25 protein-coding genes and 1 pseudogene are annotated in these 25201 nt (G+C 68.4%); 6 read left to right on the top strand and 20 right to left on the bottom strand.

Translation table 11 applies throughout. The features are described from left to right. Positions 1 to 25: 25 nt before the first annotated feature. The 13 genes from HWX36_RS31715 to HWX36_RS31655 all read right to left on the bottom strand — a co-directional run bounded on the left by HWX36_RS31715 (position 26) and on the right by HWX36_RS31655 (position 11930). Positions 26 to 1270 carry an FAD-dependent oxidoreductase gene (locus HWX36_RS31715; RefSeq protein ID WP_175957771.1) on the bottom strand — a complete coding sequence of 415 codons (1245 nt, stop codon included), beginning with the start codon at positions 1268 to 1270 and terminating at the stop codon, positions 26 to 28. After that, positions 1267 to 2229 carry a VOC family protein gene (locus tag HWX36_RS31710; RefSeq protein WP_175957770.1) on the bottom strand — a complete coding sequence of 321 codons (963 nt, stop codon included), beginning with the start codon at positions 2227 to 2229 and terminating at the stop codon, positions 1267 to 1269. Before HWX36_RS31710 ends, HWX36_RS31715 begins: the two co-directional genes overlap by 4 nt. An 18-nt stretch (positions 2230 to 2247) precedes the next feature. Continuing rightward, positions 2248 to 3738, bottom strand: coding sequence for an aldehyde dehydrogenase (locus HWX36_RS31705; RefSeq protein WP_175957769.1), 1491 nt, complete (start codon positions 3736 to 3738; stop codon positions 2248 to 2250). Positions 3739 to 3810: 72 nt separating this feature from the next. Beyond that, on the bottom strand, positions 3811 to 4638 hold the full coding sequence (locus HWX36_RS31700) for an aspartate dehydrogenase (RefSeq protein ID WP_175957768.1): 828 nt from the start codon (positions 4636 to 4638) through the stop codon (positions 3811 to 3813). Then, positions 4631 to 6301, bottom strand: a complete 1671-nt coding sequence (locus HWX36_RS31695; RefSeq protein ID WP_175957767.1) for a thiamine pyrophosphate-binding protein — start codon at positions 6299 to 6301, stop codon at positions 4631 to 4633. Before HWX36_RS31695 ends, HWX36_RS31700 begins: the two co-directional genes overlap by 8 nt. Then, entirely contained in the window at positions 6294 to 7091 is a 798-nt protein-coding gene (locus HWX36_RS31690) for an SDR family oxidoreductase (protein ID WP_175957766.1), read from the bottom strand. Before HWX36_RS31690 ends, HWX36_RS31695 begins: the two co-directional genes overlap by 8 nt. Then, entirely contained in the window at positions 7088 to 7945 is an 858-nt protein-coding gene (locus HWX36_RS31685) for an IclR family transcriptional regulator (protein ID WP_175957765.1), read from the bottom strand. The genes HWX36_RS31690 and HWX36_RS31685 overlap by 4 nt, the downstream gene beginning before the upstream one ends. Next, the gene (locus tag HWX36_RS31680; RefSeq protein ID WP_175957764.1) at positions 7942 to 8838 is read right to left on the bottom strand and encodes an alpha/beta fold hydrolase; all 897 of its coding nucleotides are present in this window, start codon (positions 8836 to 8838) and stop codon (positions 7942 to 7944) included. Before HWX36_RS31680 ends, HWX36_RS31685 begins: the two co-directional genes overlap by 4 nt. Positions 8839 to 8856: 18 nt before the next feature. Beyond that, positions 8857 to 9384, bottom strand: coding sequence for a cupin domain-containing protein (locus HWX36_RS31675; RefSeq protein ID WP_043177345.1), 528 nt, complete (start codon positions 9382 to 9384; stop codon positions 8857 to 8859). Positions 9385 to 9413: 29 nt separating this feature from the next. Continuing rightward, positions 9414 to 10184, bottom strand: coding sequence for an SDR family oxidoreductase (locus tag HWX36_RS31670; protein WP_175957763.1), 771 nt, complete (start codon positions 10182 to 10184; stop codon positions 9414 to 9416). Continuing rightward, positions 10177 to 11247, bottom strand: coding sequence for an aromatic ring-hydroxylating dioxygenase subunit alpha (locus HWX36_RS31665; RefSeq protein WP_175957762.1), 1071 nt, complete (start codon positions 11245 to 11247; stop codon positions 10177 to 10179). The genes HWX36_RS31670 and HWX36_RS31665 overlap by 8 nt, the downstream gene beginning before the upstream one ends. A gap of 52 nt (positions 11248 to 11299) precedes the next feature. After that, a complete protein-coding gene (locus HWX36_RS31660) occupies positions 11300 to 11611 on the bottom strand; it encodes a recombinase-like helix-turn-helix domain-containing protein (protein WP_175957761.1) in 312 nt (103 codons plus the stop codon). Between the two features lies 1 nt (position 11612). Next, positions 11613 to 11930 carry a non-heme iron oxygenase ferredoxin subunit gene (locus HWX36_RS31655; protein ID WP_021161517.1) on the bottom strand — a complete coding sequence of 106 codons (318 nt, stop codon included), beginning with the start codon at positions 11928 to 11930 and terminating at the stop codon, positions 11613 to 11615. Positions 11931 to 12374: 444 nt separating this feature from the next. Between HWX36_RS31655 and HWX36_RS31650 the strand changes: the two genes are divergently transcribed. Continuing rightward, positions 12375 to 13454, top strand: a complete 1080-nt coding sequence (locus tag HWX36_RS31650) for a porin (RefSeq protein ID WP_175957760.1) — start codon at positions 12375 to 12377, stop codon at positions 13452 to 13454. 98 nt (positions 13455 to 13552) lie between these two features. Here HWX36_RS31650 and HWX36_RS31645 read toward each other — a convergent pair whose 3' ends face one another. From HWX36_RS31645 to HWX36_RS31615, 7 genes and pseudogenes are all read right to left on the bottom strand, one after another. Further along, complete coding sequence (locus tag HWX36_RS31645; RefSeq protein WP_244136582.1) at positions 13553 to 14431, bottom strand: IclR family transcriptional regulator; 879 nt, start codon at positions 14429 to 14431, stop codon at positions 13553 to 13555. A 306-nt stretch (positions 14432 to 14737) separates the two neighbouring features. Further along, complete coding sequence (tecA, locus tag HWX36_RS31640; protein WP_175957758.1) at positions 14738 to 15217, bottom strand: type 6 secretion system effector deamidase TecA; 480 nt, start codon at positions 15215 to 15217, stop codon at positions 14738 to 14740. A gap of 103 nt (positions 15218 to 15320) precedes the next feature. Continuing rightward, a pseudogene (locus tag HWX36_RS31635) lies at positions 15321 to 15635 on the bottom strand (YbaB/EbfC family DNA-binding protein); the annotation flags it as partial. 6 nt (positions 15636 to 15641) lie between these two features. Beyond that, on the bottom strand, positions 15642 to 16334 hold the full coding sequence (locus HWX36_RS31630; protein ID WP_175957757.1) for a prepilin-type N-terminal cleavage/methylation domain-containing protein: 693 nt from the start codon (positions 16332 to 16334) through the stop codon (positions 15642 to 15644). Between the two features lie 314 nt (positions 16335 to 16648). After that, positions 16649 to 16855, bottom strand: a complete 207-nt coding sequence (locus HWX36_RS31625; protein WP_059585120.1) for a hypothetical protein — start codon at positions 16853 to 16855, stop codon at positions 16649 to 16651. 336 nt (positions 16856 to 17191) lie between these two features. Next, positions 17192 to 17836 (bottom strand): alpha-ketoglutarate-dependent dioxygenase AlkB, encoded by a 645-nt coding sequence (locus tag HWX36_RS31620; protein WP_175957756.1) that lies wholly within the window; start codon positions 17834 to 17836, stop codon positions 17192 to 17194. A gap of 176 nt (positions 17837 to 18012) precedes the next feature. After that, complete coding sequence (locus HWX36_RS31615) at positions 18013 to 19161, bottom strand: metallophosphoesterase (RefSeq protein WP_175957755.1); 1149 nt, start codon at positions 19159 to 19161, stop codon at positions 18013 to 18015. Positions 19162 to 19277: 116 nt separating this feature from the next. Here HWX36_RS31615 and HWX36_RS31610 point away from each other — a divergent pair, with 116 nt between their 5' ends. The 5 genes from HWX36_RS31610 to HWX36_RS31590 all read left to right on the top strand — a co-directional run bounded on the left by HWX36_RS31610 (position 19278) and on the right by HWX36_RS31590 (position 25065). Beyond that, complete coding sequence (locus tag HWX36_RS31610; RefSeq protein WP_175957754.1) at positions 19278 to 19922, top strand: hypothetical protein; 645 nt, start codon at positions 19278 to 19280, stop codon at positions 19920 to 19922. Between the two features lie 96 nt (positions 19923 to 20018). Further along, positions 20019 to 20312, top strand: a complete 294-nt coding sequence (locus tag HWX36_RS31605) for a hypothetical protein (protein WP_175957753.1) — start codon at positions 20019 to 20021, stop codon at positions 20310 to 20312. Next, positions 20309 to 21358 carry a multidrug transporter subunit MdtN gene (mdtN, locus tag HWX36_RS31600; RefSeq protein WP_175957752.1) on the top strand — a complete coding sequence of 350 codons (1050 nt, stop codon included), beginning with the start codon at positions 20309 to 20311 and terminating at the stop codon, positions 21356 to 21358. The genes HWX36_RS31605 and mdtN overlap by 4 nt, the downstream gene beginning before the upstream one ends. Further along, positions 21339 to 23540 carry an FUSC family protein gene (locus HWX36_RS31595; protein WP_175957751.1) on the top strand — a complete coding sequence of 734 codons (2202 nt, stop codon included), beginning with the start codon at positions 21339 to 21341 and terminating at the stop codon, positions 23538 to 23540. The genes mdtN and HWX36_RS31595 overlap by 20 nt, the downstream gene beginning before the upstream one ends. Next, on the top strand, positions 23527 to 25065 hold the full coding sequence (locus HWX36_RS31590) for a TolC family protein (RefSeq protein WP_175957750.1): 1539 nt from the start codon (positions 23527 to 23529) through the stop codon (positions 25063 to 25065). The genes HWX36_RS31595 and HWX36_RS31590 overlap by 14 nt, the downstream gene beginning before the upstream one ends. The last annotated feature ends 136 nt before the right edge of the window (positions 25066 to 25201 follow it).

Below are 25201 nucleotides of genomic sequence, written 5' to 3'. Positions count from 1 at the left end.
GAGTCTCCTGTGTCTCGTCGCCCGGTCAGGCCAGAGTCTTGCTCGTGTCTGCCAGCGCTTCCGTATCCACTGCCCGGCCCTGGTTCATCCACTTGCGCGCGAGCTTCAGCTCACGTGCGTTGTTGATGGCGACGACACCTCTCACATGTCCCTCGCCCACGAAAAACAGCGTTGCGCGGCGCGCGGCAAGCTCGCCGCGCACGACGAGCTGCGCATCGGCCGGCAGATCGCCAAGGATCTGCAGGTTCACGTCGTACTGATCGGACCAGAACCACGGAATCTCCGCGTACGGCGCACGCACGCCGAGCACGGCCTTCGCAGCCGCGATCGCCTGGTTCTGCGCGTTGGCCCACGATTCGAGCCGCACGCGCCGCTTCAGCCAGCCGTTGTGATGGTTCGCGACGTCGCCGCACGCGAAGATCGCCGGGTCGCTCGTCGCGCCGAATTCGTCGACGACGATACCGTCGTCGACGGCCAGCCCCGCATCGCTCGCGAGCGACGCGTTCAGTGCGAGGCCGATGCCGGCCACCGCGAAATCGGCGTCGATCGTCGTACCGTCGGCGAGCGTCGCGCGGACCTTCGACGCGTCGCCCGGCTGCGCGTCGAGCGATGCGAGCGCCGCGCCGAGGCGGACGTCGACGCCGTTCGCACGATGCAGGTCGAGCAGGAAATCCGACACGATCTGCGGCACCGAGCGGCCGCACAGCCGCGGCGCACCTTCGACCACCACCGCTTCGACGCCGAGCTTGCGCGCGGTCGCCGCGACTTCGAGGCCGATCCAGCCGCCGCCGATCACGAGCACACGCCGGCTCGCGCGCAGCTTCTCGCCGAGCGCGGCCGCTTCGTCGAGCGTGCGCAGGTAATGCAGGCTCGGCGTCCTGACGATCGAATCCGGCAGACGGCGTGACGTGCCGCCCGTCGCGATCACGAGGCGGTCGTATTCGATCTCGCGGCCGCTTGCGGTTGTCACGACGCGGCGTGCGCGGTCGATCGATGCGGCGCGTTCCGGTTGCCACGCTTCGACGTTCAGCGCGTCGAATTCGTCGGGACGCACGACCCGCACGGTTTCGATGTCGGCGTCGCCGGCCAGCACGGCTTTCGACAGCGGCGGGCGCTCGTACGGCAGATGCGGCTCGTCGGCAATCATCACGAGACGGCCCGCAAAACCTTCCGCGCGCAACGTCTTCAGCACCCAGCCGGCGGCCTGGCCGCCGCCGATCACGACGACCGTGCCGGGCGCGGGCTGCGCCTGCGTGTTTCCTTCGCTCATGATTTTCGCTCCGTCATGAACTTGCCTTCCGGCGCCTTCGCGCTCTTCTGCCGGCGCGTATTGCCGTCGAGGCCGCCGTCGACGGCCCATTCGGCGAACACGGTCGGGCCCGGCTCGAATTCGCGCGGCTGCCACTCGGGTGTCAGCACGTCTTCGTCCGCGTAATACTCGATCAGGCCGCCGGCCGGGTTCTGGAAGTACCAGAAGTACGCGGACGACACCGGGTGACGGCCCGGGCCGAGCTGCGTTTCCCAGCCGCAGCGGTCGATGTGCATGCCGCCGCCGAACACTTCGTGGATGTCGCGCACGGTGAATGCCACATGGTTCAGGCCGCGCTTGCCGTTCGGCAGCGCGAGCAGGAACAGGTCGTGGTGGCCGCCGTGCGGCGCGCAGCGCATGAACGCGCCGCGGCCCGGGTAACGGTCGGACATCTCGAAGCCCAGCAGCTCGTGATAGAACTTCACCTGCGCGTCGAGGCAGTTCGTGAAGAACACCACGTGCCCGACCTCGACCGGCTCCGCGCGCGGGTAGATCGGGCTCGGCTGGTCGACGCGCAGCGTCCGGCCCCACACGTTCGACGGCGAGCCCGTGATGTCGAGTTCGCGCTTGCGCGTGACTTCGACGCGGATCGCCATCCCGTTCGGGTCGATGCAGCCGATCGCGTCATCCTGCGCGTAATACCCGGGCTGGCCGGCGAGCTTCGTGCGCAGCGCGTCGAGATCCTGCCGCGTCGCGACGCCCCACGTGACTTCACGCAGCGTCGGGCCCGCTTCGAACGCGGGCGGCAGCGCCGGATCGTCGGCCTTCACGGCCAGCACGGTGCAGCCGTTCAGCGTCTCGAAGCGCGCGCGCGTGTCGTCGTGCGCGACTTCCCTCATCCCCCAGTCGGCGAAAAAGCGCCGGCAGGTCGCGAGGTCGTCGACGCCGTACGTGATCTGCTCGATTCCCAAAATGCTCATTGCGTCATTCCCCTTCGCTCAGTGCGCCCACGGCAGCGGCGCGTCGTTCAAGCCCCAGTAGAGGCTCTTCTGCTGCATGTATTCGCGGATGCCGAGACGCCCCTTCTCGCGCCCCATCCCGCTCTCCTTCCAGCCCGAGAACGGCGTGGAGATCGAAAACAGCTTGTATGTGTTGATCCAGACGGTGCCCGTCTCCAGCGCACGCGCGATGCGCCACGCGCGCTTGTAGTCGCGCGTCCAGATGCCGGCCGCCAGGCCGAACACGCTGTCGTTCGCCTGCGCGATCAGCGACGCTTCGTCGTCGAACGGCATCGCGACGAGCACCGGGCCGAAGATTTCCTCCTGACAGATGCGCGCGCTGTTCGGCAGGCCTTCGAGTATCGTCGGCTGATAGAAGAAGCCATGCTCGCGCCCGTCGCCCGACGGCCGCTCACCGCCGCACAGCAGGCGGCCGCCTTCCTCGAGACCGAGCGCCACGTAGCACTCCACCGACTCGCGATGCTTCGCGGTGATCAGCGGCCCCATCTGCGTGTCGGGGCGCGTCGGGTCGCCCACGCGCAGCTTGCGTGCGCCGGCGACCAGGCGCTGCATGAATGCGTCGTACACCGCGCGCTGCACGAACAGCCGCGAGCCCGCGATGCACGCTTCGCCCGACGAGCTGAAGATCCCGTACAGCACGCCGTTGACCGCGTGATCGAGATCGGCGTCTTCGCAGACAATCGTCGGCGACTTGCCGCCGAGTTCGAGCGACACCGGCATCAACTTCTCGGCCGCGATGCGCGCGATGCCGCGGCCCACTTCGGTGCCGCCGGTGAACGACACTTTCTTCACCAGCGGATGACGCACCAGCACGTCGCCGATTACCGAGCCCTTGCCCGGCAGCACGCTCAGCACGCCCTTCGGCACGCCCGCTTCCTCGCAGATGCGAGCCAGCGCAAGCGACACGAGCGGCGTGACTTCGGCCGGCTTGAGCACCACCGCGTTGCCGCCGGCCAGCGCCGGTGCGAGCTTCTGCGCATCGGACGCGATCGGCGAATTCCACGGCGTGATCGCCGCGATCACGCCGATCGGTTCGTACACGCTCATCGTCAGGTAGTCGCCGCGCGACGGCGTCAGTTCCTCGTCGAGCGTTTCGAGGCACGCCGCGAAATAGCGGAACGTGTTCGCGGCGCTCGCCACCAGCACGCGCGTCTCGCCGATCGGCTTGCCGTTGTCGCGACGCTGCAGGTTCGCGAGCGCCTCGTGGCGCTGCATGATCAGATCGGCGATGCGGTACAGCACCTGCGCGCGCAGGTGCGGCTTCAGCCCGGCCCAGTCGGCGCGGCGCCATGCGGCGTCGGCGGCCTCGACGGCTTCGGCCGCGTCCTGCGCATTCGCGGTCGACACTTCCATGTTCAGCGACTGGTCGGCCGGATAGATGCTCGCGTAAGGCGCGCCACGGCCGCGCCGCCATTCGCCGCCGATCAGGATGTTGCCGTCGGGCACGAGGCTCGTATCGAAAGGAGTCATGTCACAAGTCCCACAAATCTGTCTCTGCACGTCCGCCTTCGCCGTGGCGCGGGCGGACCTTCAACGGCCCGGTCAGATCACGCAGCGGGCCGCGCGGTTGCGCAGCGCGCGGATCGCGCTGTACGCCGTCAGCGCGGATGTCTTCGGGTTGTCAGGCAGCGGCTTGCCGCTCATTTCCAGCGACATCTCGCCGAATGCGCCGCGTGCGGTGATGCGATGCACGTTGCGTGCGACGGCCGGATCGGCGATCAGGCGCACGTGCGTCGCGTCGAGGCCGAGGCCCGCGAGCGCGACGGTTGCCGCGACGTTCGCGTTCTTCGGATACAGGCGCGCGGCATCGCGCGCGCTGCCTTCGAAGATCACCTTTTCCTCGCTCATCGCGCGCAGGTCGCACAGCGCCTCGGCGGGCGTACCGAGCCAGCCGAGCGGCGGCTTGCGGCCCACGTACAGCACTTCGTCGAGGCCGCCCTGCTTCGCGGACGCCAGCGCATCGATCCCGCCGATCGCGCCGGACAGCAGCGTCACCGTCGCGTCGCCTTCGTCGGCCGCCTGCGCGAGCACCTCCAGCAGCGCGAGATCGGACAGCGCGCCGATCGATGCGACCGCGCAGTCGGTGCCGGCCTTCAGCAGCGGCACGACGTGATCGACGAGCGCGCTGTGGCCCGCGCATTCGAGCGCGAACTCGGGGCGGCGAGCCAGTGCGCCGACCGACGACACGACCTCCACCGCGCCGCCCAGCACGCCCTGCACCGCCGCGCGCTGGTGTTCCGGCACGATCACGTGCGCGACGCGCAACGACGCATCGTGCTCGACCGCGTGGTACACGGCCGCGCCGATCGCACCGAAGCCGATCATCGCGACGTCGACCGGTGCGTGGGCCCGCTTCTGCCCGTTATGCATACTGGCGCTCCGACGGCGTTTCTTCCTTCTTCACCGGCGGCCCCGCGAAGTTCGATGCGAACGAGCCGACCGACAGCATGTCGACCTCGACCATCACCGGGCCTTCCTTCGCCAGCCCTTCGCGCACGATCGCTTCGGCCTGGTCGAGCGACGTGATCCGGTAATGGGTGAGGCCGAAGCTCGCGCAGAACTGCGCGAAATCGGGCTGGTGCAACTGCACGAAGCAGCGGCGGCCGTCGTAGTGCGCGTCCTGGATGTTGCGGATCACGCCGTAGCACTGGTCGTTCATCAGCACGATCATCACGTTCGCGTTTTCCTGCACGGCCGTCACGAGCTCGCCGACGTTGACCATCAGGCCGCCGTCGCCGACGAGGCAGACCGTCTTCGCCGCCGCGCCCGCGAGCGCCGCGCCGATGCCCATCTGGATGCCCTGGCCGATGCCGCCGCCGAGCGCATGCACGCCCGAGCGCGGCTCGAAGATCTTCAGCAGGCGGTTGCCCCACGTGCTGTTCGAGATCGTCACGTCGCGCACCCAGTTGTAGTCGCGGCCGACGGCGCCCTGCAGCGTATCGACGAGCTGCTTGTACGGCCCGAGGCCCTTCGACACGTCGGCCACCGCCTGCTCGCGGGCTGCCGCGAGATCGGCCGCGAACCGCGGATCGACCGACAGGCGGCCTTCGAGCCGGTCAGCCAGCTCGGCGAGCACGCGCTTCGAATCGCCGTGCACGAACAGCGCGTTGGGATAGCCGCGGTTGTCGGCAAGCGCGTCGGCATCGATGCGGAACAGCGGCTGCGGCAGCGCGAGCCGGTACTTCAGCGTCTCGTTGCCGCGCAGGCGCGAACCGACGACGACCAGTGCATCGCAGGTCTTGTAGAACGCCTCGACGGACGCGTGCACGTTGAACGCGCCGAGCGTCGCCGGATGATCCTCGGGCAGCACGCCTCGGCCCTGCACGCTCGTCACGACGCCGAAGCCGAGCTTCACGAGGCGTTCGACTTCCTCGCGTGCGTGGCGCGCGCCGCCGCCGAGCCACAGCAGCGGGCGGCGCTTGGCCGCCAGTGCGTCGGCGAGCTTCGCGACGCGGGCCGCGTCGTGCTCGCGAACCGCGACGTGCGCGGGCTCCAGGTCTTCCGGCCATTCGATTTCAGCGGCCTGGATGTCGATCGGAATCTCGACCGACACCGGGCCAGTCGGCGCGGTCTGCGCGATGCGCACGGCTTCGCGGATCGTCGGCAGCACGGTTTCGACCGAGCGCACGCGGAACGCGGCCTTCGAGATCGCGTCCAGCATCGACAACTGGTCGGGGGCTTCGTGGATGTACGCCAGATCCCGGTCGAGGTACGGCGTCTCGATCTGCCCCGTGATGTGCAGCAGCGCGGTGCCGGCCGTCAGCGCCTCGACCATCGCGCCGGCCGCGTTGCCCGCCGCCGTGCCCGTGCTGGTGAACGCGACGCCGAGGCCGCCCGACACGCGGGCCAGGCCGTCGGCCATGTTCAACGCGCCGGCTTCGCCGCGTGCGCCGACATACCGGATGTTGCCGCGCGTGTTGATCGCGTCGAGGATCGGCATGTTGTGGATCGAGATGACACCGAATGCGGTCTTCACGCCGCACTGCTCGAGGAAGGTGGCAATCAGCTCGCCGACCGTGGTTTTTTCAGACATGGCGTGCAAAGCCTCCAGAAACGTCGATATGGCTGCCCGTCGTGTACGACGACAGATGCGTTGCGAGATAAAAAAGTGCCCAGGCGGCCTCGTCAGGCTTGCCGAAGCGGTTCAGCGGAATGTTCTTCGTGCGGGCGATCGCGCCCGTCCAGTCCTCCCAGCTTTCGCCGGACCGCGCCTGCGTTTCGTAACGGCGGCGCCACTGGCCCGACTCGACGATGCCGATCAGGATCGAGTTCACGCGGATGCGCTGCGGCGCGAGTTCGGTCGCGAGCGACTTCACGAGGCTCAGCACGCCCGCGCGCGCGGACGACGTCGCGACCATGTGCGGCTCCGGCTGCAGCGCGAGCAGCGAGTTCACGCAGGTGATCGTCGGCGCCTGCGCATCGCGCAGCAGCGGCAGGAACGCGCGCGTCGGGCGGATGATGCTGAAATACTTCAGTTCGAGCTCTTCGCGCCACGCGTCGTCGGTCGTGTCGGCGAAGGTCGACACACGGCCCTGGCCGGCGTTGTTGACCAGCATGTCGGCACGGCCGAAACGCGTCGAAACCGCTTGCGCGAACGCGGCCACATCGGTTTCGTCGAGCACGTTGCAGCGCCCGGCGAGCAGTTGCGCGCCCGGGTATTTTTCAGCGAGCATCGCTTCGGCGCGTGCCAGACGGTCGCTGTCGCGGCCGCAAATCGCGACCGATGCGCCTGCCTGCAGGAACCGTTCGGCGGTCGCGAGGCCGATGCCGGACGAACCGCCCGTCACCACCGCGACCTGCCCGGTCAGATCGATCTCAATCATCGGAGTCCTAATGCCTTCAGAAACGTGTGCTCGTCATCCGAGCGGTAATTGAGCCGCCGCGACAGTTCCGCCGCCGCGCGCTGCACCTTGTCGATCAGGCCGTCCGCGATCAGCGCCGCATCGATTTCCGGCCTCGGCACCGTCACCGTGATGCACGCGACGATCTTCTGCGTCTCGTTGCGCACCGGCGCCGTGACCACCGAGATGCCGCGCTCGAACGACGAATTGCTGACGCCGTAGCCGCGCAGCGCATCCTCGCGGATCACGTCGTACAGCGCGTCGACCGTCTCGGGCGTCGCGTTCGTCATCCGGTTCAGCGCGCCTTCCGGATACAGCGCATGCAGCTCCTTCAACGACAGGTCGCCCATCAGTACGTGGCCGTGCGTCGTTGCATGCGCGGGCAGGCGCGTGCCGACGTTCACGCGGATCGAGCTGAACACCGGCGCCTGGCTCTGCGCCTTCGCGACGAACACCACGTCGCGGCCGTCGCGGATCACGATGTGCGTCGTGAAGCCGGTCGCGTCGCGCAGGCTTTCGATCACGGGCAGGCCGAGATCGGTCAGCTCCAGCGAGCTCAGGTATTCGAAGCCGAGCCGCAGCACGGCGATGCCGAGCTTGTAGTTGCGATCCTTGTCCGCGCGCTCGAGGAAGCCGAGCGATTCGAGCGTTTGCAGCAGACGGAACACCGTCGTGCGCGGAATGCCGAGCCGCTTCGACAATTCGGGCGCGCCGAGCACGGGCTCGCGCGGCGAGAATTCGGCGAGGATCCGCAGCCCGCGTTCGAGACCCGGCACCACGTAACTGGCTTCGCCCTTGCCGCTTTCGGATTCGGCCTGTTGCAGCGGTTCGTTCATGCGAGCCCCCGCTGTGGGTCGCACTGACGGCAGAATGCGTCGATCAGTGCGGAATAGACGGCCGGTGCTTCCACGTAGCCGGCATGGCCTGCTTGCGGAATCACCTGCAGCCCGACATGGGCGGCCGCGGCGATCCGCTCGCACGCGGCGGGCGGCGTGATCGCGTCGTTCGCGCCGACGGCCACGGCCGTGCGGCCGCGAAAGCCGGCGAGATCGGTGGCGAGATCGGCGTTCGCGAGCAGGTGCGTGGCCTGCGCATAGCCGGCCGGCACGATGCGCGCCATGTTCCAGCGCACCCACGCGCGCGCATCCTCGCTCGCGAAACCGGACAGCATGTTGCCGCTGCGCTGTTCGGCGAGCCCGGCCGGACCGAGTGCGGCCAGCATCGCGAGCCGCGCGTCGCGGCGCGATTCGCGCGTTTCAGCCGGTGCGCTGCCGTAGCCGCCCGCGGGCGACACCAGCAGCAGGCCGGCGATCCGCGCGGGCATCACGCGGGCGAGACCGCCCGCGATGATCGCGCCGAGCGAATGCCCGACCAGCACGCAGCGTTCGATGCCGAGTGCCTCGAGCCACGCGTTCAGCGATGCCGCGTAATCGGCGGCGGCCGGCGACGCGCCGTGCACCGGCGTCGACACGCCGTAACCGGGCGCATCCCACGCGAGCACGCGCCGCGATGCGCCGAGCGTGTCGAGCTGGCGGACCCACGATGCGGCGCCCGAGCCGATCCCGTGCAGCAGCACGACGGGCAGCGCACGGCCTGCATGCTGCGCGCCGGCCTCACGGTAGCCGATCGTGCCCGCCGCGCCGGCCGCGCAACGCTGTTCGGGAAACTGCCCGAGCAGCGCGGCGAATGCCGCGGTGCGGTCGCGTTCACGTTTGTCGATGACACTCATTGCTTCACCGGCTCCGTCTCAGCGCTTGATCTTCGCGAGCGGCGAATCGGGCGGATACGTCGGCGTGATCGGCTTCGGCGAACCGAGCATCACGCACATCAGCGCATCTTCCTCGCCGATGTTGATTTCCGTGCGATACACGCCCGGCGGCACCGAGATCAGGTCGCGTTCGCCGAGGATCGCTTCCCACGTCTCGCCGTCACGCTCGCAGATCACCTTCATCTTGCCGCGCAGCACGAAGAAGATTTCCTCGACGTCCATGTGGATGTGGCTCGGGCCGATGTTGCCGGCCGGGATGACCATCGTCGAGAACGTGAAGCCGCCGGCCGGCACCGTGTTGACGTCCTTCGCGACGCCCGTGCCGCCCGTGCCGACGTAGCGCATCTGCGCGCGGCGGTACTTCGGGTCGTAGTCGGCCTGGAACTTCAGTGCGTCCCAGTCGTAGCGCCGCGTCGCGTAGCGCGCCACGCGCCCTTCCATCCAGTCGTTGAAGCTTGCGCCTTCCGGCTGGTCCCACGATTTGCGTTCGAGATCGGCGTCCGCCATCGTCAACTCCTTCATCAAGGGTGAAAACATCAATTCATCACGAAGCCGCCGTTCACCGGCAGCAGTTGACCCGTCACGAAGCGCGCGCCGTCCGACAGCAGGAACAGCACCGGGCCCGTCACGTCGTCGGGCACCTGCGCACGCGTCAGCGCGCGGCCCTGCATGTAGAACGCGTGGCGCTCGGCCGGCACGTAGGCCGTCGCCTCGACTTCGGTCAGCCCAGGCGCAATCGCGTTGACCGTCACGCCGTGCGCGCCGAACTCGCGCGCCTGCGCATGCGTCATCGCGATCACCGCGCCCTTGCTCGCGACGTACGCGAGCAGCTTCGGCGCACCCCACAGCGCGGTGTCCGATGCGAGGTTCACGATCGCGCCGCGGCCCGATTGCGCGAGGTACGGCAGCGCCGCATTGCTGACGAGCCACACGCCGCGCACGTTCACGTTCATCACGGCGTCCCACGTCGCGACGTCGAGCTCGGTCGACAGCTTGCCGCCCGAGTTCGTGATCGCCGCGTTGTTGATCAGCGCGTCGATGCCGCCGAGCGCCGCCGCGCCCTGCGCGACGAACGCGGTGACGCTCGCCGGATCGGCGAGATCGAGCGCGATGAAATGCGCGACATGGCCGGCTTCGGCGAGTTGCGCGGCAAGCGCGCGGCCTTCGTCGGCCAGCACGTCGCCGAACGCGACCTGCGCGCCCGCTTCGACGAGCGCCGTCACGAACGCCGCGCCGAGCCCGCGCGCGCCGCCCGTGACGAGCACGCGGCGCCCCGCGAGCGACACGACCGGAGCGCGCTCAGCCATTCGAGGGCTCCGCTGCAGCCTGCGCCGCGCGATGCGCGTCGAGCGCGGAGAGATGCTCCTGCGCACGCGTGCGCAGCATCCGGCGCACGCGCGTCATGCCGACGTCGTGCTGGTACAGGTATTCGTGATCGCGCGCATTCGGCGCGAGGCTTTCGAGGACGTAGCGGTCCTGCTCGAGCACGTCCCAGTGCAGGCCCTCGAGGCGGTTGCGGTACATGAAGCGCCACACGTCGCGCTGCCAGCCGCTGACCTTGCGCGTGCGCCAGAAGTAGACCTGGCAGTTGTCGCCGTCGACCGGCGTCGCGAAGCCGATGATCCCGAAGTTGCCGCCCGGGCCGAACTTCTGCTTGTACGGGATCGCGAGGCGCATCCACAGGCAGCCCGTTTCGCCGAGCTCGACCCAGTCGAAGTTCACGTCGCGCTGGCCGATCTTCTCGAACATCAGGCCCGTTTCCGTCTTGCGCACGCGCATCTCGGCCTGCTTGTCGCCTTCGGCCATCGAGTGCGAGGTGGCGTGCAGGTACGCGCCGTGCATCGGATCCATCACGTTGTCGATCGCGTACTGGTAATTGCACTTCCAGTTCGACACGCACAGGAAGTGGCCGTACTCGTCGTCGACCAGTTCCTCGGGCAGGTTCAGCGGCGCCGACTCGCCGTGCGCTTCGTCGCCGAACCACAGGAAGATCGCGCCGGCCTTCTCCTCGACCGGATACGACTTCACGCACTTCATGCCTTCGAGCGGACAGTTCGATACGGCCGGCACGCGGTTGACCGTGCCGCCGCCGTCGACTTCGATGCCGTGATACCAGCAGGCAATGTTGCCGCCGAGGTTCCAGCCGAGCGACAGGCGCGCGCCGCGGTGCGGGCAGCGATCCTCGAGCGCGTGAACCTTGCCGTCGTGATCGCGCCACAGCACGATCTGCTCGGACAGGCGCGTGAGGCCGACCGGTGCATTCGACACCTGCCAGCTCGGCGCGACGGGATACCAGTAGTTCTTGATGCCGCGGTCGAGGTAGTCACGGACCGGGTCGTGTTGGGCTGCGTGTTGTACGGGGGACGTCATCAGTGTGCTCCGGATGCGGTTGTCGTCGGGTCGGCTGCCAGCGCTTAAGCGGTCATTCCGCGAGCGCGGCCATTTCGGCGCGGAAGCGCTCGGCGGTCCACACCGTGCCGTCCGGCGCGCGGAAACCGATGCGGTTCAGGCCCGCGACGACATCGTCCAGCTCGATCGCGCCGGCTTCGAACACGCGCTCGAGCGCATCGCCGAGGTCGTTTTCGTACTGGGTCGGCGCGGCCTTGCGGTTCTGCCAGACCTGGTTCTCGACCTGGCCGGGGATCTCGATCTGCCCCTTGCCCGCGACGTTGTTCGGCTGCGGCGCCACCCACGGCTTCAGGAAGGGATTGAAGTTGACGGTCGCTTCTTTCATGTCATTCCACCTTGATCTGGATTTCCTCGCCGGCGAGACGCACCGCGTACTGCTTCAGTGCGCGTCCGCCCGGCCCCTTCAGGCATTCGCCCGTCCTGATGTCGAACACGGCCTCGTGCAGCGGGCATTCGACCGTGCCTTCGTCGACGAACCCCTGCGTCAGCAGCGCGTACGCATGCGGGCATACGTTCTCGAGCGCATACACGTCGTCGCCGACGCGGTAGATCCCGATTTCGACGCCGTCGGTCCGCTTGAACTCGATCGGCGTGTCTTCCGACAGCGCGCCGGCGTGCCCGGCGCAAACCCATTGTTCAGACATCTCACACCCTTCCTTCTGATCGACTCTCGGTTTGTTCCGATTTGTTCCATATCCGGAACGTCAGTTTATGGATGGTGATTATAGGAGTGAGTTTCCACGAGTAAAACAAAAAGCTGCATGTCCTAGGGAAAACACCGACCGCTGGCTCGACGATCGCTTCCGCCTGCCTTATCAAATGTAATTTTTTGTTGTATTACGGGCATTTACCGGCTTTTTCGAAGCATCGGGCAGCGCTGCCGGGCATCGGTCCGCAACCCATCCGTCCCGAAAAAATTATTTTTGACTCGGTGCTCGACGCCTCTATACTCCATTCCATCAGAGGCACATCGTTCCTTATATGGAACATTCGAATGCCCGCTCGATGGCGAAAACGCGCGGCGGCCGGCCGTTCCCGCGCATGCCGCCACGGCACGTTTTCATCAGGTTGGAGATTCAGGAGATCAAATGGTCAAGCATGCGGTAGCAGCAGCAGTGATCGGATTGGGCGCCGCGTCGGGCGCGTGGGCGCAGAGCAGCGTAGTGCTGTACGGCAGCATGGATGCGGGCGTCGCGTACGTGAACAACGTCGGCGGCCAGGCGAAATGGGCGATGATCCAGGGCAACACGCAGCCCGATCGGTGGGGCCTGAAAGGCAAGGAAGACCTCGGCAATGGCCTGTCGGCGATCTTCCAGCTCGAAAACGGCTTCTATACGAACAATGGTCAGTTCGCGACCGCGAACACGATCTGGAACCGCGCGGCATTCGTCGGCCTCGGCTCGGAACGCTACGGCGCGCTGACGCTCGGCCGCCAGACGCCGCTGTCGTTCGACTATCTCGATCCGCTCAGCACGGCCTACCTCGCGATGAGCTGGTACGCGTTCCACCCCGGCAACATCGACGGGCTCGCCGCGACCGGCAACGTGCCGTACAACAACGCGGTCAAGTACCGTTCGCCGACCTTCGCGGGCTTCTCGGCCGCGGCGACGATGGCGCTCGGCAACACGACGAACTTCTCGACCGGCAAGTCGCTCGGCGTCGCGCTGAACTACGCGAACGGGCCGTTCAAGGCGTCGGCCGTGTACTCGAACGAGCACGACCGCTCGATCCTGATCAGCACGACCGGCATCACGTCGTTCCAGGGGCAGAACACTGCGAACGGCTACACCGCAAGCAAGGTCGAGAACATTGGCGCGGGCGCGTCCTACCAGTTCGGCGACTTCCTCGTGCACGGCCTGTACACGCGCACGAAGATGCAGTCGAACGGTTTCTCGGACACGTTCCAGAGCTACGACGCGGGCGTGAACTACCGCAGCAGCGCGTTCAACACGATCGCGGGCGGCGCGGCGACCACGACGCTGGCCGGCCGCCGCTGGACGCAGGTCGAGCTCGGCGACATCTATTCGCTGTCCAAGCGCACGCAGTTGTATGCAAACGTGCTGTACGAACACGGTTCCGGCGGCGCGCAGGCCGCGTTCTTCACGGCAGGCGTGTCGAGCACCGCGAACCAGGTGATCGTGCTCACCGGGATCCACCACTCGTTCTGAACGAAGCCAGGCGTTCGCCGCCTGAAACGACAAGAGCGGCCCGCGGGCCGCTCTTTTTCATTTGTGCGCGGCCTTTGCACGGCCGCGCATCGCAACACTCAGAACATCGCGACCTTGTGGCGCGCGTGCGCGAATGTCGGATCGCTTTCGAGCGGACGATAGTTCAACCGCTGTGACAGGTCGACCGCCGCGCCGCACACGGCCTCGACGAGCCGTTCCTTCTCGCGGGCCTCGCCGATCTCCGAGCGCGGCACCGTCGCGGTGATCGCCGCGACGATCGAGCCCGAATGATCGCGAACGGGCGCAGTGACCGCCGAAATGCCGCTCTCGAATGCCGCCTCGCTCACCGCGTAGCCGAGCCGCGCATAGTGGCGCACGCGTTCGTACAGCTCGTCGACGGTGCCCGGCGTGCGCTCGGTGAACTCCTCGAGGCGTTTTTCCGGGTAGAGCTGGCGCAGTGCGTCGCGCGTCAGGTCGCCCATCAACACGTGGCCGTGCACGGTCGCATGCGCGGGCAGGCGCGTGCCGACATGCACCTTCACCGAACCGAACATCGACGCGTTGCTCTGCGCCTTCGCGACGAACACGACGTCGCGCTGGTCGCGGATCAGCAGATGCGTCGACAGGCCGGTCGCATCGCGCAGCCGTTCGAGCACGGGCCCGCCGAGATCGGTCAGTTCGAGCGAATTCAGGTATTCGAAGCCGAGCCGCAGCACGCCGACACCGAGCCGGAAATAGCGGTCGCCATTCACGCGCTCGAGGAAACCGAGCGCTTCGAGGGTCTGCAGCAGGCGGAACGTGGTCGTGCGCGGAATGCCGATGCGCTTCGACAGCTCGGGCGCGCCGAGCACCGGCTCGCGCGCGGAGAATTCGGCGAGGATCCGCAGCCCGCGTTCGAGCCCCGGCACCAGGTAGGACGACGCGCCGCCATGCGATTCGTCGTCGCCGGGCGCCGCGGTTTCAGGTGCGTCGCTCATCGTTGTCTTGACCATGTGGACATGGACGGTAGGAAATCAGTCACGAAACAGGCCACGGATCGTCGTGGACAGCCGGTCATGCGGCCCCGGCGCGCACGCAGTGGCACCCGCGCGCTTCGCCGCGACGCAGCATGCGCCGCCACGACTCCATGAAGAGTCATTCACGGTCGAGAGGATAGCAGTGATGGACAGCGCGACGCCATGCGGAAATCGCCGGACGGCGGGTAACCGCCGCCCGGCCGCGTGCGCGGCGAGCGGCCCCCGGATCGCGGCCGGCGCGGCCTGCTGCGCCGGGAGGCGCGAGTGCTACAGGCGCGACAAATGAACCCGGATGTTCGCGCGGTCGTACGTAAAGCCGCCGGCCGCGGCCGGTTCGAGCACGCGTGCGAGGTCGACCGCATACCGCCATCCGCTGCCGAGGAGCCCGCCGTTCACGGCCCGGATCGAGGTGCCGCCGACGGCGATCGCCGCATGAAAGACCGAGCCACCACGCGAGAAGCCAACCGCGGTCCCGGCCGAAATGTTCGCGCGCCCGTCCCATTCGCCGCCGTTCTCGAAGTTGAACCGCGGCCGCCAGTGCTGACCGATCGTGTCGAGCAGCGTGTTGGGCGTGATCATCGCGTCAGCGCGCATCAGATACCGCACATAGGCCGCCGCGTCGTAGCAGACGCCGCCGGAAACATACGTGTTGATGTCGGCCGTGCCGGCTATCAGCGCCTGCGCGTGTCTCTGCCGCTCGGGGAAACCGAACTGGGCGACATGCGCGCCCAACGGGGTCAATTGCATGAGGGGCTCCTGTTGAAGCGGCGGGACGTCATCGTCCCGCCAACGCAATAACCTCATATCTTATTACGATATCCGGCCTGATCCGCGCGCATGGCTCCGGACGTCACGGCATGCGCGCCGCCGATGCCGGCGCGGCGGCGGCCGCATCGAGATTCGGCGCGAGCCGCAGGCGCACGCGCAGCGGCTGCAGCATGTCGGGCGGCGGCGGCTCCGTCAGCGGGCCGGCAGTGAGCAGCTGCCGCAGCGTCGCGTCCGCGTCGGGATCGCCGAGCGACGCGAATTCGACGCGCGTGACGGCGCCGTTCGTGCCGATCCACGCGCGCACGACGATCGCGGGCGGCGGCGCCTCGGCGCTCGCATTCAATACGCGCGCTTCGAGATAGCGGTGCAGACGATCGGCCGCGTCGCCGTCGGCATCCTGCGCTTACTGGCCGATCGGGATCGTCCGCACGTATTCGACCGCCGGCGCGCCCATCGTCACCGAGAAGCGCACCCCGCGCGGCACCGGCACGCCGATCGACGTCGAGTTGCTGATGCCGTGCTGCACGAGAAACTGCGCATAGGACTGTTCGATGGCGGCCTGGCTCGTCGTCCATCCGCCGGGCGGGATCCACACGGAAAGCTGCATCGCGCGCGCATCGTTGCTGACCACCACGCGCGCGAACGCATCCATGTGATGCAGCGCGTCGTCGACGTCGGCGAGCGACGCGAGCGGCTGCGACGCACTGCGCACGAGATCGCGCCCGTTGAGCTGGTAGCGCACCACCTGCATCTGCGTCGGCCCGCCGCCGACGCCAAGATGGCGCACCATCACGAGTTCGCCCGGGCGGATGCGCAGCGGCGGCCCGAACACTTCGTCGGGCGTGACGAAGTTCGTCAGGTCGAACTGCAGTTGGGAGAAGTAGCGGCCGAGCAGACGCGTTTGCGCCAGATTCGACGCGATATCGTCGCGGCCACGGATCGTCGCATCGAGGCCGCGCCACGACAGCAGCGCGATCACGGCGAGCAGCGCCAGCGCGACCAGCACCTCGATCAGCGTGAATCCCCGTTCCGGCGCCCGCGCCGTGCGCGATCCACCACGCGCATGGCGGTTGTAGTCGGTTCTGTCGTCGCACATGACCTGCATTCTTGTCGATGGGTCGTCGTCCGGCGTCCGGCGTTCAAATCGCGGCGCGAAGCCGCATCGCCGGCGCGACGGACCCCGTGCAGGGACGTTAAGCGCAGCGTATGGCACACACGTGTCGAATGGTACGGACCATTTGGCGCGACGAGCGCGGACGAACCGGCGCGCAGGAACGCCGCATGCGCCGTCGCGCGTCGCGCAGCACGACGCGTGGGCAAGCGAAAAACTGAAAAAAGATTGGGAATAACCGCCCGGCGGCGGGCGGTGAACAGTGAAGACGATCCTCGGGCGGAATCGACGCGACGGCGTCAGGCCGTCACGGCGGCGTCATACTCGGCGCGGGCAAGCTGGCCGGCGGCGTAGGCCTCGGCTTCGCCGCGAAAGCCTTCCCGGCTGAACGCGACGACTTTCACGCCGACGCCGGTCGCCCGCTTCACCGTCAGCGCCCATTGCCATCCGCCGTCTTGTTCAAAGACGTGCAGCGAGGGTTCGAAGGAAGGGTCGAATACAGTCACGCGTTTTGCTCCTGCCCCCTTGCGCACCGCGTCGGCAACGCTTGGGGCATGTCGAAAGGATCGCGCCGGGATGCGACGCGCTTCTGCCATTCGGCAGTGTAGTCAAGGATTGTTGCGACGCACCATCAGAGGTTTCACTCATCTATCGGAACCGACCGGTCGATGAATTTACCTGCAGCCCATATGGCACGGCCCTCAGCGCCAATTCAGCACGCACGGCGCAGTGGTCATGCGGCAACGTGCCGCACATGCGACCGCTTGCCTGCCTCGGTTGCCTGTGAACCGTAAAACGGGGCGCGAAGCGCCCGATGCTCCCGGTACCTCGATGACGAGGGGTTACCGGCCCGTGCCGGCCGGCATCACGTAGCGGAACGTCAGGTTCACGCGCTCGCCCTGCACGCCCGGCGCCTTCGGCACGCGATGCTGCCATTCGGCCTGGGTGCGGCCACGCATCACGAGCAGGCTGCCATGCCCGAGGCGATACGCATGCGTGACACCCGTCTGGCGATGGCGAAGGTCGAACACGCGCATCGCACCGAGGCTCACCGATGCGATCACCGGCTCATCGCCAAGCTCGGGCTCGTTGTCCGCATGCCAGCCGAGGCTGTCCAGCCCGTTGCGGTAGCGATTGAGCAGCACGCTGTTGAAACGCGCGCGGCACGTCGCCTCGACCGAGCGCTTCAGGTCGAGCACGGCCGGCGTCCACGGCGCCGGCACGTTGCGGATCCCCGAATACACGTAGACGGCATCCGGCTCGCCCTGCCATGCGGTCAGCCGCGGCAACGGAATGCGTCCGCGCGGCGTGCGGATCGTGTCCTGTTGCCACGCGACCTCGCCGATCAACGCGGCCAGCGCGCGATCGGCATCGGACGGCGCCAGCCAGTCCGGGTACCAGTCCACGTCGGGTGCGGGCGTGTCAGCGAAGAGATCGGGCGTCGACATGTCGAGGGAAACGGGCGAAAAACGGAGCGAACGGTGCATGCCTGCATACTAGCCAACGGCGTCGCCCGCTGCCATGCGCTGTCGTTCGCTGTCATTTGCTGGTGCGAGGAATCCGCCGCGGCCCGCTAAGCGGGTTCGCGCATCACGCCATCATCGCGGCGTGTCGCGGCCCGCCTTGCCGAGGGGGCCGCTTTCTTCCGTCCTGCCGGCCGGCCCTACCCGCCGCGCGTCAGCCGGATCAGCGTGATCTCGGACGGCACGCCGAAGCGGTTCGGCGGCCCCCAGTATCCGGTGCCGCGGCTCGTGTAGAGCCACAGGTCGCCGAAGCGGCTCAGCCCGCCGATCACCGGCTGCTGCAGCCGCACGAACGGCGGCCATGGCAGGAACTGGCCGCCGTGCGTATGCCCCGACAACTGCACGGTAAAGCCGGCGCGATTCGCCGCTTCCGCGCTGCGCGGCTGGTGCGCGAGCAGGATCTTCGTGCCGACGTCGCGCGGCGCACCCGCCAGCGCCTGAACGGGGTCGCTGCGATGGGCGGGATCGAACCCGCCCGCCGTGAAATCGGTGACGCCCGCGAGCACCGCGTGCGCACCGTCATGCTCGATCAGCACGTGCTCGTTGAGGAGCACCGTCAGCCCGATGCGCCGGAATTCGTCGATCCACGCATGCGCGCCCGCGTAATACTCGTGGTTGCCCGTCACCAGGAAGCTGCCATGCCGCGATTGCATGCGGCCGAGCGGCGCCGTGTGCTCGCGCAGGCGCTGGACCGAGCCGTCGACCACGTCGCCCGTCACGACGACGAGGTCGGCATCGAGCGCGTTGACCGCGCGCACGATCCGTTCGACGTAGTGCCGCTTGATCGTCGGCCCGACGTGGATGTCGGACAGTTGCACGATCGTCAGCCCGTCGAGCCCGGCCGGCAGCCCCGCGACCGGAATCGACACGCGCTTGACCGCGGCCGTGCGGCGCGCACCGACGAACCCGATCGCGGTGACGAGCACCGCACCGGCCAGCACGCCGAGCGCCGTGTCGGTCGCGGCGCCGGGCCACGCGCCGTCATGCCCGAGATGCCGCCACCCGAACACACCGAGCAGCACGAATTCGCGAAGGAACGTCAGCAGGAGCAGTGACGAGAAGAAGCCCATCACGAGCGAGCCGGCCCAGCCGGCCAGCGTCGCGGCCCAGCCTTCGTCGAAGCGCCGCGAGAACATGCCGACCGGGATCAGCACGACGAAGCTCGCCAGCACGAGCGCCGCGATCGTGCGCGCGACCGGCGACGTGAACGCATCGGGAATGATCCGAATCCCGACATACAGATGGAACAACACGCCGATTGCTATGAACCGGACAAAGAAACTTCGCATGGAACGCTCACCTTCGTTGCGATACCGATACCGCTTCCGCGTCGCGTGCCGCACGAGGCCGAGAGGCTCCGTGCCGCGCGTCGCGCCATACGTGCGATGGTACACAGATCGCGACTTTGACGACCGGCCGCCGGCCTGGCTTCGACGCCGCGCGCCGCTCGTCGCTCGCCATAGCACTTGACCGCGGCTGCACCGGCCTGCCCGACGCGAGCGACGTTGACGCTTTCCCGAAGCCCCTCGTTACCGAAATGCAGCGCACGCTGCGCTTGCCCATCCGGATCAGCCATGTCGAGAACGGCGGCCGGACGATCGACGCGAATGTCCGCGTCTTGCCCGAAGGCGCCGCGCGCCGCCATGCAGAGTCGATGGCACTGCACGTTGTCACTCTCGCGGGTGAGCATACGGTTCAGGCCGTACGTCCGCCGCAGATCTGCGTCATCGATCGCGACACGCTGCCGCGCCACACACGCAATCCGGCCGCCCTGCTCGTCAACATCCCCCCGATCTGCCGGATCGACCACATTCCTGCGTGTTCGAACGACAATCGGCCGTTTCCGCACCGATTCCGCGCTGTCGACACGACAAATCAGTCACCTTCCGTTCGTCTGACGATCCTTGACAGCCCGTTAGCAACCCTACGCGAGCTTGCACGGGCAGAATCGCAACGGGCCGACCGCAGTGCCGGACGTGCGGACGCGCCCCGCGACCGGCAATCCCCCACGGTGCACCGGGCGGGTGGCTGGCGGTCCGCATCGCGCTGATTTATTATCGGCTCCGTATCTTGGAATCGTCGTCGCGGCGACGATCCGCATTGCGCCGCGCCCGGCATCCACCCCCAACGTCGAGCTCGTCACACCATGAGAAAAACAACGCCGCGCGCGCCCTTGCGCGTCGCCGCCGTCCTGGCGCCAGCCCTGCCGCTCGCGGGCTGCGCATCGCGCGGCGCTCCGTCGTACGTCCTGTTCGGCGCGTATTTCCCGCTTTGGCTCGTCAGCGCGATCGTCGGTGTCGTCGGCGCGATCGTCGCGCACCGCGTATTCGTCGCGACCGGCTGGGCCGCCACGGTGCCCTACCAGCTTGCCGTCTGCACCGCGATCGGGCTCATGGTCGCCGTAATCGTGTGGCTCACCGGCACGGGGCCGTTCGCATGAAGGCCGCCGGCATCGCCCGCCCCTCCATCAAGGGCCGCGTGATCGCACTGGCGATCGTCGCGCTCGGCATCGCGGCGCTCGCGTACGCGTACCACCGCACGACGGCCTACCCGTCCACCGACGACGCATCGATCGACGCGGACGTCGTGCACGTCGCGTCGCCGGTCGGCGGCCGCATCGTGCAGCTCGCCGTGCATGAAAACCAGCGTGTCGCGAAGGGCGACCTGCTGTATGTCATCGATCCGGTGCCGTACCGGTTGACGGTTGCGCAGGCGCAGGCCGACCTCGAGCTCGCGCGCGCATCGCTCGACACGCGCCGCCGTTCGCTGATCGGCGAGCGCTCGAACGCGGCCGTGGCCGCCGAGCAGGTCAAGCGCGCGACGCAGAACCACGACCTTGCGACGCGCGACGTGAACCGGCTCGCACCGCTCGCCGCGCAGGGCTACGTCAGCGCGCAGCAGTTCGACCAGGCGAAGGTCCGCCAGCGCGACGCGGCCGTGTCGCTCGCGCAGGCACAGGAACAGCAGCGCGCGTCCGCGCAGACGATCGGCGACGACGCCGACGCGATCGCGACGCTGCATGCGCGCGAGGCCGCGCTGGCCCGCGCACAGCACGCGCTCGAAGACACCGTCGTGCGCGCGCCGCACGATGGCCTCGTGACGGGCCTGAGCGTGCTCGCCGGCGAAACCCTTGCGCCGAACCAGTCGATCTTCACGCTGATCGACGCGAGCGAATGGTTCGCCGTCGGCAACTTCCGCGAGACGTCGCTGAGCCGCATCGCGGTCGGCGACTGCGCGACCGTCTATTCGATGATCGACCGCAGCCGCCCGCTGACGGGCAAGGTCGTCGGCATCGGTGCAGGCATCGCCGACAGCGCCCGCATCAACCTGCCGCGCACGCTGCCGATCGTGCAGAACTCGGTGAACTGGGTGCACGTCGCGCAGCGCTTCCCCGTACGCGTGAAGCTCGACGAACCCGACGGCACGCTCGTGCGCGTCGGCGCCAGTGCGATCGTCGAGGTCCGGCATGGCACTGCCTGCCGCTGAGGTTCGCTCGCCGGGCCCGCGCGAAGTCCTGCGACTGCTCGCGCCGTTTCCGGGGCGCATGTCGATTGCCGTGCGGGTTGCGCTGATCTGCGCGCTGACCGCGCTCGTGACGGCCGCCTACGGCACGCCCGAAGCCGCGCTGTCCGCGTATGTCGTGTTCTTCATGATCCGTGCCGACCGCGTGACGAGCGTCGTGCTCGCTGCCGCGCTGCTGGTGATCGTCACGATCGTGATCGGGCTCGTGCTCGGCATCGCGATCTTCAGCATCGACTATTCGATCCTGCGCGTCGCGTGCATGGCCGTGCTGTCGGTCGGGCTCCTGTACCTGACGTCGGCCAGCAAGCTGCGCCCGGTCGGCGCGATCCTCGCGATGATCGTCGGCTTCGGGCTCGACCAGCTCGGCCTCGCACCGTTCGGCGAAGCTGCGACGCGCGCGCTGCTGTACATCTGGCTGACGATCGCGATCCCGGTCGGTGTCGCGATCGTCGTCAACCTGCTGATCGCACCGTCGCCGCGCAAGCTCGCGCACGCGCAACTCGCGAAGCGCTTGCGGCTTGCCGCGCAGCGGCTGCGCGGCGACGATGCGGCGCGCGACGCATTCGACGCCAGCCTGCATGAAGGCGACAAGCAACTGCTCACCTGGCTCAAGCTGTCGAAACTCGAAGGCTCGTCGTCCGCCGCCGACTTCGCGGCGTTGCGGCAGGCCGTGGCATCGAGCACCGCGCTGCTCGTTGGCGTCGCGCTGGCCGATCGCGAACCGGACGCGCGTCTGCCCGACGCATATGCCACACCGATCGCCGCGACGCTCGACGAGATGGCCGACATCCTGGGCCAGGGCGGCTATCCGGTCGACGTGACGCTCGCGCTCCCGCCGACCAACACGTTGCCGCCGCTCGCGCGTGTTGCTGCGACGAATCTCCACGCAGCGATCACGCATTTTGCGGAACCGGCCGCAACGCCCCATGTCGCTTCGTCGGCTTCGTCGGCTTCGTCGGCTTCGTCGGCTTCGTCGGCTTCGTCGGCTTCGTCGGCTTCGTCGGCTTCGTCGGCTTCGTCGGCTTCGTCGGCTTCGTCGGCTTCGTCGGCTTCGTCGGCTTCGTCGGCTTCGTCGGCTTCGTCGGCTTCATCGGCTCCGACGACAGCACCCGACGCACCCGGATCCGCAGCCTCCCCGCCCCCCGCGCCACGCGGCGGCTTCTTCCTCCCCGACGCGCGCACCAATCCCGACCACATCCGCTACGCGCTGAAGACGACCGCCGCGGCGATCTTCTGCTACCTGCTGTATTCGCAGCTCGACTGGTCAGGCATCCATACATGCGTCGTCACCTGCTACATCGTGTCGCTCGGCTCGACGGCCGAGACGGTCGAGAAGCTCACGCTGCGGATCTTCGGCTGTATCGTCGGCGCGCTGCTCGGCACGGCGGCGCTCGTCTTCGTCGTGCCGTCGCTATCGTCGGTCGGCCACCTGATGGCGCTGGTGTTCGCCGGCGGGTGGCTCGCCGCGTGGGTCGCATTCGGCTCGCCACGCATCGCGTATGCCGGCTTCCAGATCGCGTTCGCGTTTTTCCTGTGCGTGATCCAGGGCGCCGGCCCCGGCTTCGACCTGACGATCGCGCGCGATCGCACGATCGGCATCCTGCTCGGCAACGTCGTCGTGTATCTCGTGTTCACGCGCATCTGGCCCGTCAGCATCGGCAAGCAGATCGACGTCGGGCTCGCCGCGCTGATCGACCAGTGGCGGCGCCTCGTGCAGGTCGCGCAGCCGGCCGAGCGGCGCGCGCTCGCGGCCGAGGCGTTCGCCCGCCACGGCGCGATCGCGCAGGAGCTCGGGCTGGTCCACTACGAACCGTCGTGGGTGCGGCCGGCCGCCACGTGGCTCGCCACGCGGCGGCGCGCGCTCGCGGAACTCGGTGCGCTCGAAGGCCCGCTGTTCCTGCTCGCCGAGCGCAAGCCCGGCGACGCGGCGCTCGGCGCGCAGCTCGCCCGCGTGACCGAACCGCGCGACGACGAAGCCGCGCCCCAAGACGAACCCTTCGCGCCATTGGCCACCCCGCCGCGCACCGACCCAACCGACCCCGCACGCGACGCGCTGCTGAACCTGATCGACACGCGGCTCGCGCGCATCGCCGATGCCGCCCGTCAAGCCACACCGAAGGAGCCTGCCCCCCATGCGCCTACCTGAACCGCCGGCCGCCTCGATCGCCGCCCTCGCGACCGCCGTCGCGCTGGCCGGCTGCGCGACGTCGTCGATCGATCTGGCGCCGGAGGCGTCCGATCGCCCGTGGCAGCCACCAACGTCAGCGGCGGGCGACATCGTGCCGGGCCCGCCGCGCGCGTCCGCACAAGGTTCGCACGACTACACGCTGCCCGCGTCGCCCGCGCTCGCGTCAGTCTCGCCGCCGGCCGCGCTCGATGCCGCGCACGCGTACACGCTGCCCGAGCTGATCGATCTCGCCGAATCGGCGAACCCGCTGACCCGCATCGCGTGGAACGACGCACGCAACGCCGCGCTGGCGGTCGGCCTCGCCAAAGCCGCCTACCTGCCGAGGCTGTCCGCGACGGCCATGGGCGGGTACCAGGCAAATCACGGCACGACGTCGTCGATCCTCGGCGATTCGTCGAGCAACTCCACCGTGCACGGCACCATCTCCGCGCTGTCGCTGCAATGGCTGCTGTTCGATTTCGGCGGCCGCGCGGCGCGCGTCGAAGCGGCCGAGCAGGCGTCGATCGCGTCGAACGTCGCGTTCACGGCCGTACACCAGCAGGTGATCCACGACGTGACCGTCGCGTACTACCGCTACGAAGCCGCACGCTCGCGCGCGCTCAGCGCCCGGCAGGGCCTCGCGAACGCGGATGCGATCCTCGCGGCCTCCCGCGCGCGTCTCAAGCACGGTGTCGGCACGGTCGTCGAGCTCGCGCAGGCGACGCAGAATCGCGCGCAGGCCAACCTCGCGCTCGTGCAGGCGAACGGCACGGAGAGCGACGGCTACCTCGCCCTCGTCTCCGCGCTCGGCATCTCGCCGCTGTCGAAGCCGACCATCGCCGCGCTGCCGAAGCGGCCGCTGCCGCCCGCACTCGGCGCGTCGGTCGACGCGATCGTGTCGGATGCGATCGCGCGCCGCCCCGACCTGCAGGGCGCGTTCGCGCTCGAAAAGGCCAATCGCGCGAAAATCAAGGCCGCGGAAGCCGCGTTCATGCCGAAGATCTTCCTATCCGCGTCGACGTCGTACGCGAGCGGCGGCACGTCCATCTCCGCGCTGCCCGCGATCGGAGACCAGGCGCCAACCGTCAACCTGAACGGCAGCCGCTACGGCGGCGGCGTGTTTCTCGGCGTGACGATTCCGCTGTACGACGGCGGCCTGCGCTCGGCGGTGCTGATGCAGGCGCGCAACGATGCGGAAAGCGCATCCGCGCGCCTCACGCGAACCAAGGAGGAAGCCGTTCGCCAGGTCGTCGCCGCGCAGAACGCGGTACAGACGAGCCTTGCGTCGCACGACGCCGCGAAGGCGCTCGTCGATGCCGCACAGACGAGTTACGACGCGGCGCTGACCGCGTACCGCAACGGCGTCGGTTCGGTCACCGATGCGACGATCGCGCAAAGCCAGTTGCTCGCCGCCCGCAACGCGGAGGTCGACAGCTATGCCGGGGCGCTGTCCGCTGCTGCCGCGCTCGCGCTTGCGACGGGGACGATCGGCTCGGCGCAGTAGCTCGACCGCCGCGAGGCGGTTGACGCATGCGCCCGCCGCCCACTAGAATGCCGCCCATTCTCCCTTCAGGAACCATCGTGGACAGTTGCAGCACTCCGTTGCGTGCGCCGCTTGCCGCCTGAACGCCTGTCCGCCG

This window comes from Burkholderia sp. BCC0405 (genome assembly GCF_902833075.1).
GTDB lineage: Bacteria > Pseudomonadota > Gammaproteobacteria > Burkholderiales > Burkholderiaceae > Burkholderia.
Note: the sequence above shows the minus strand (reverse complement) of the source record. Positions and strands in the feature narration are given on the sequence as shown.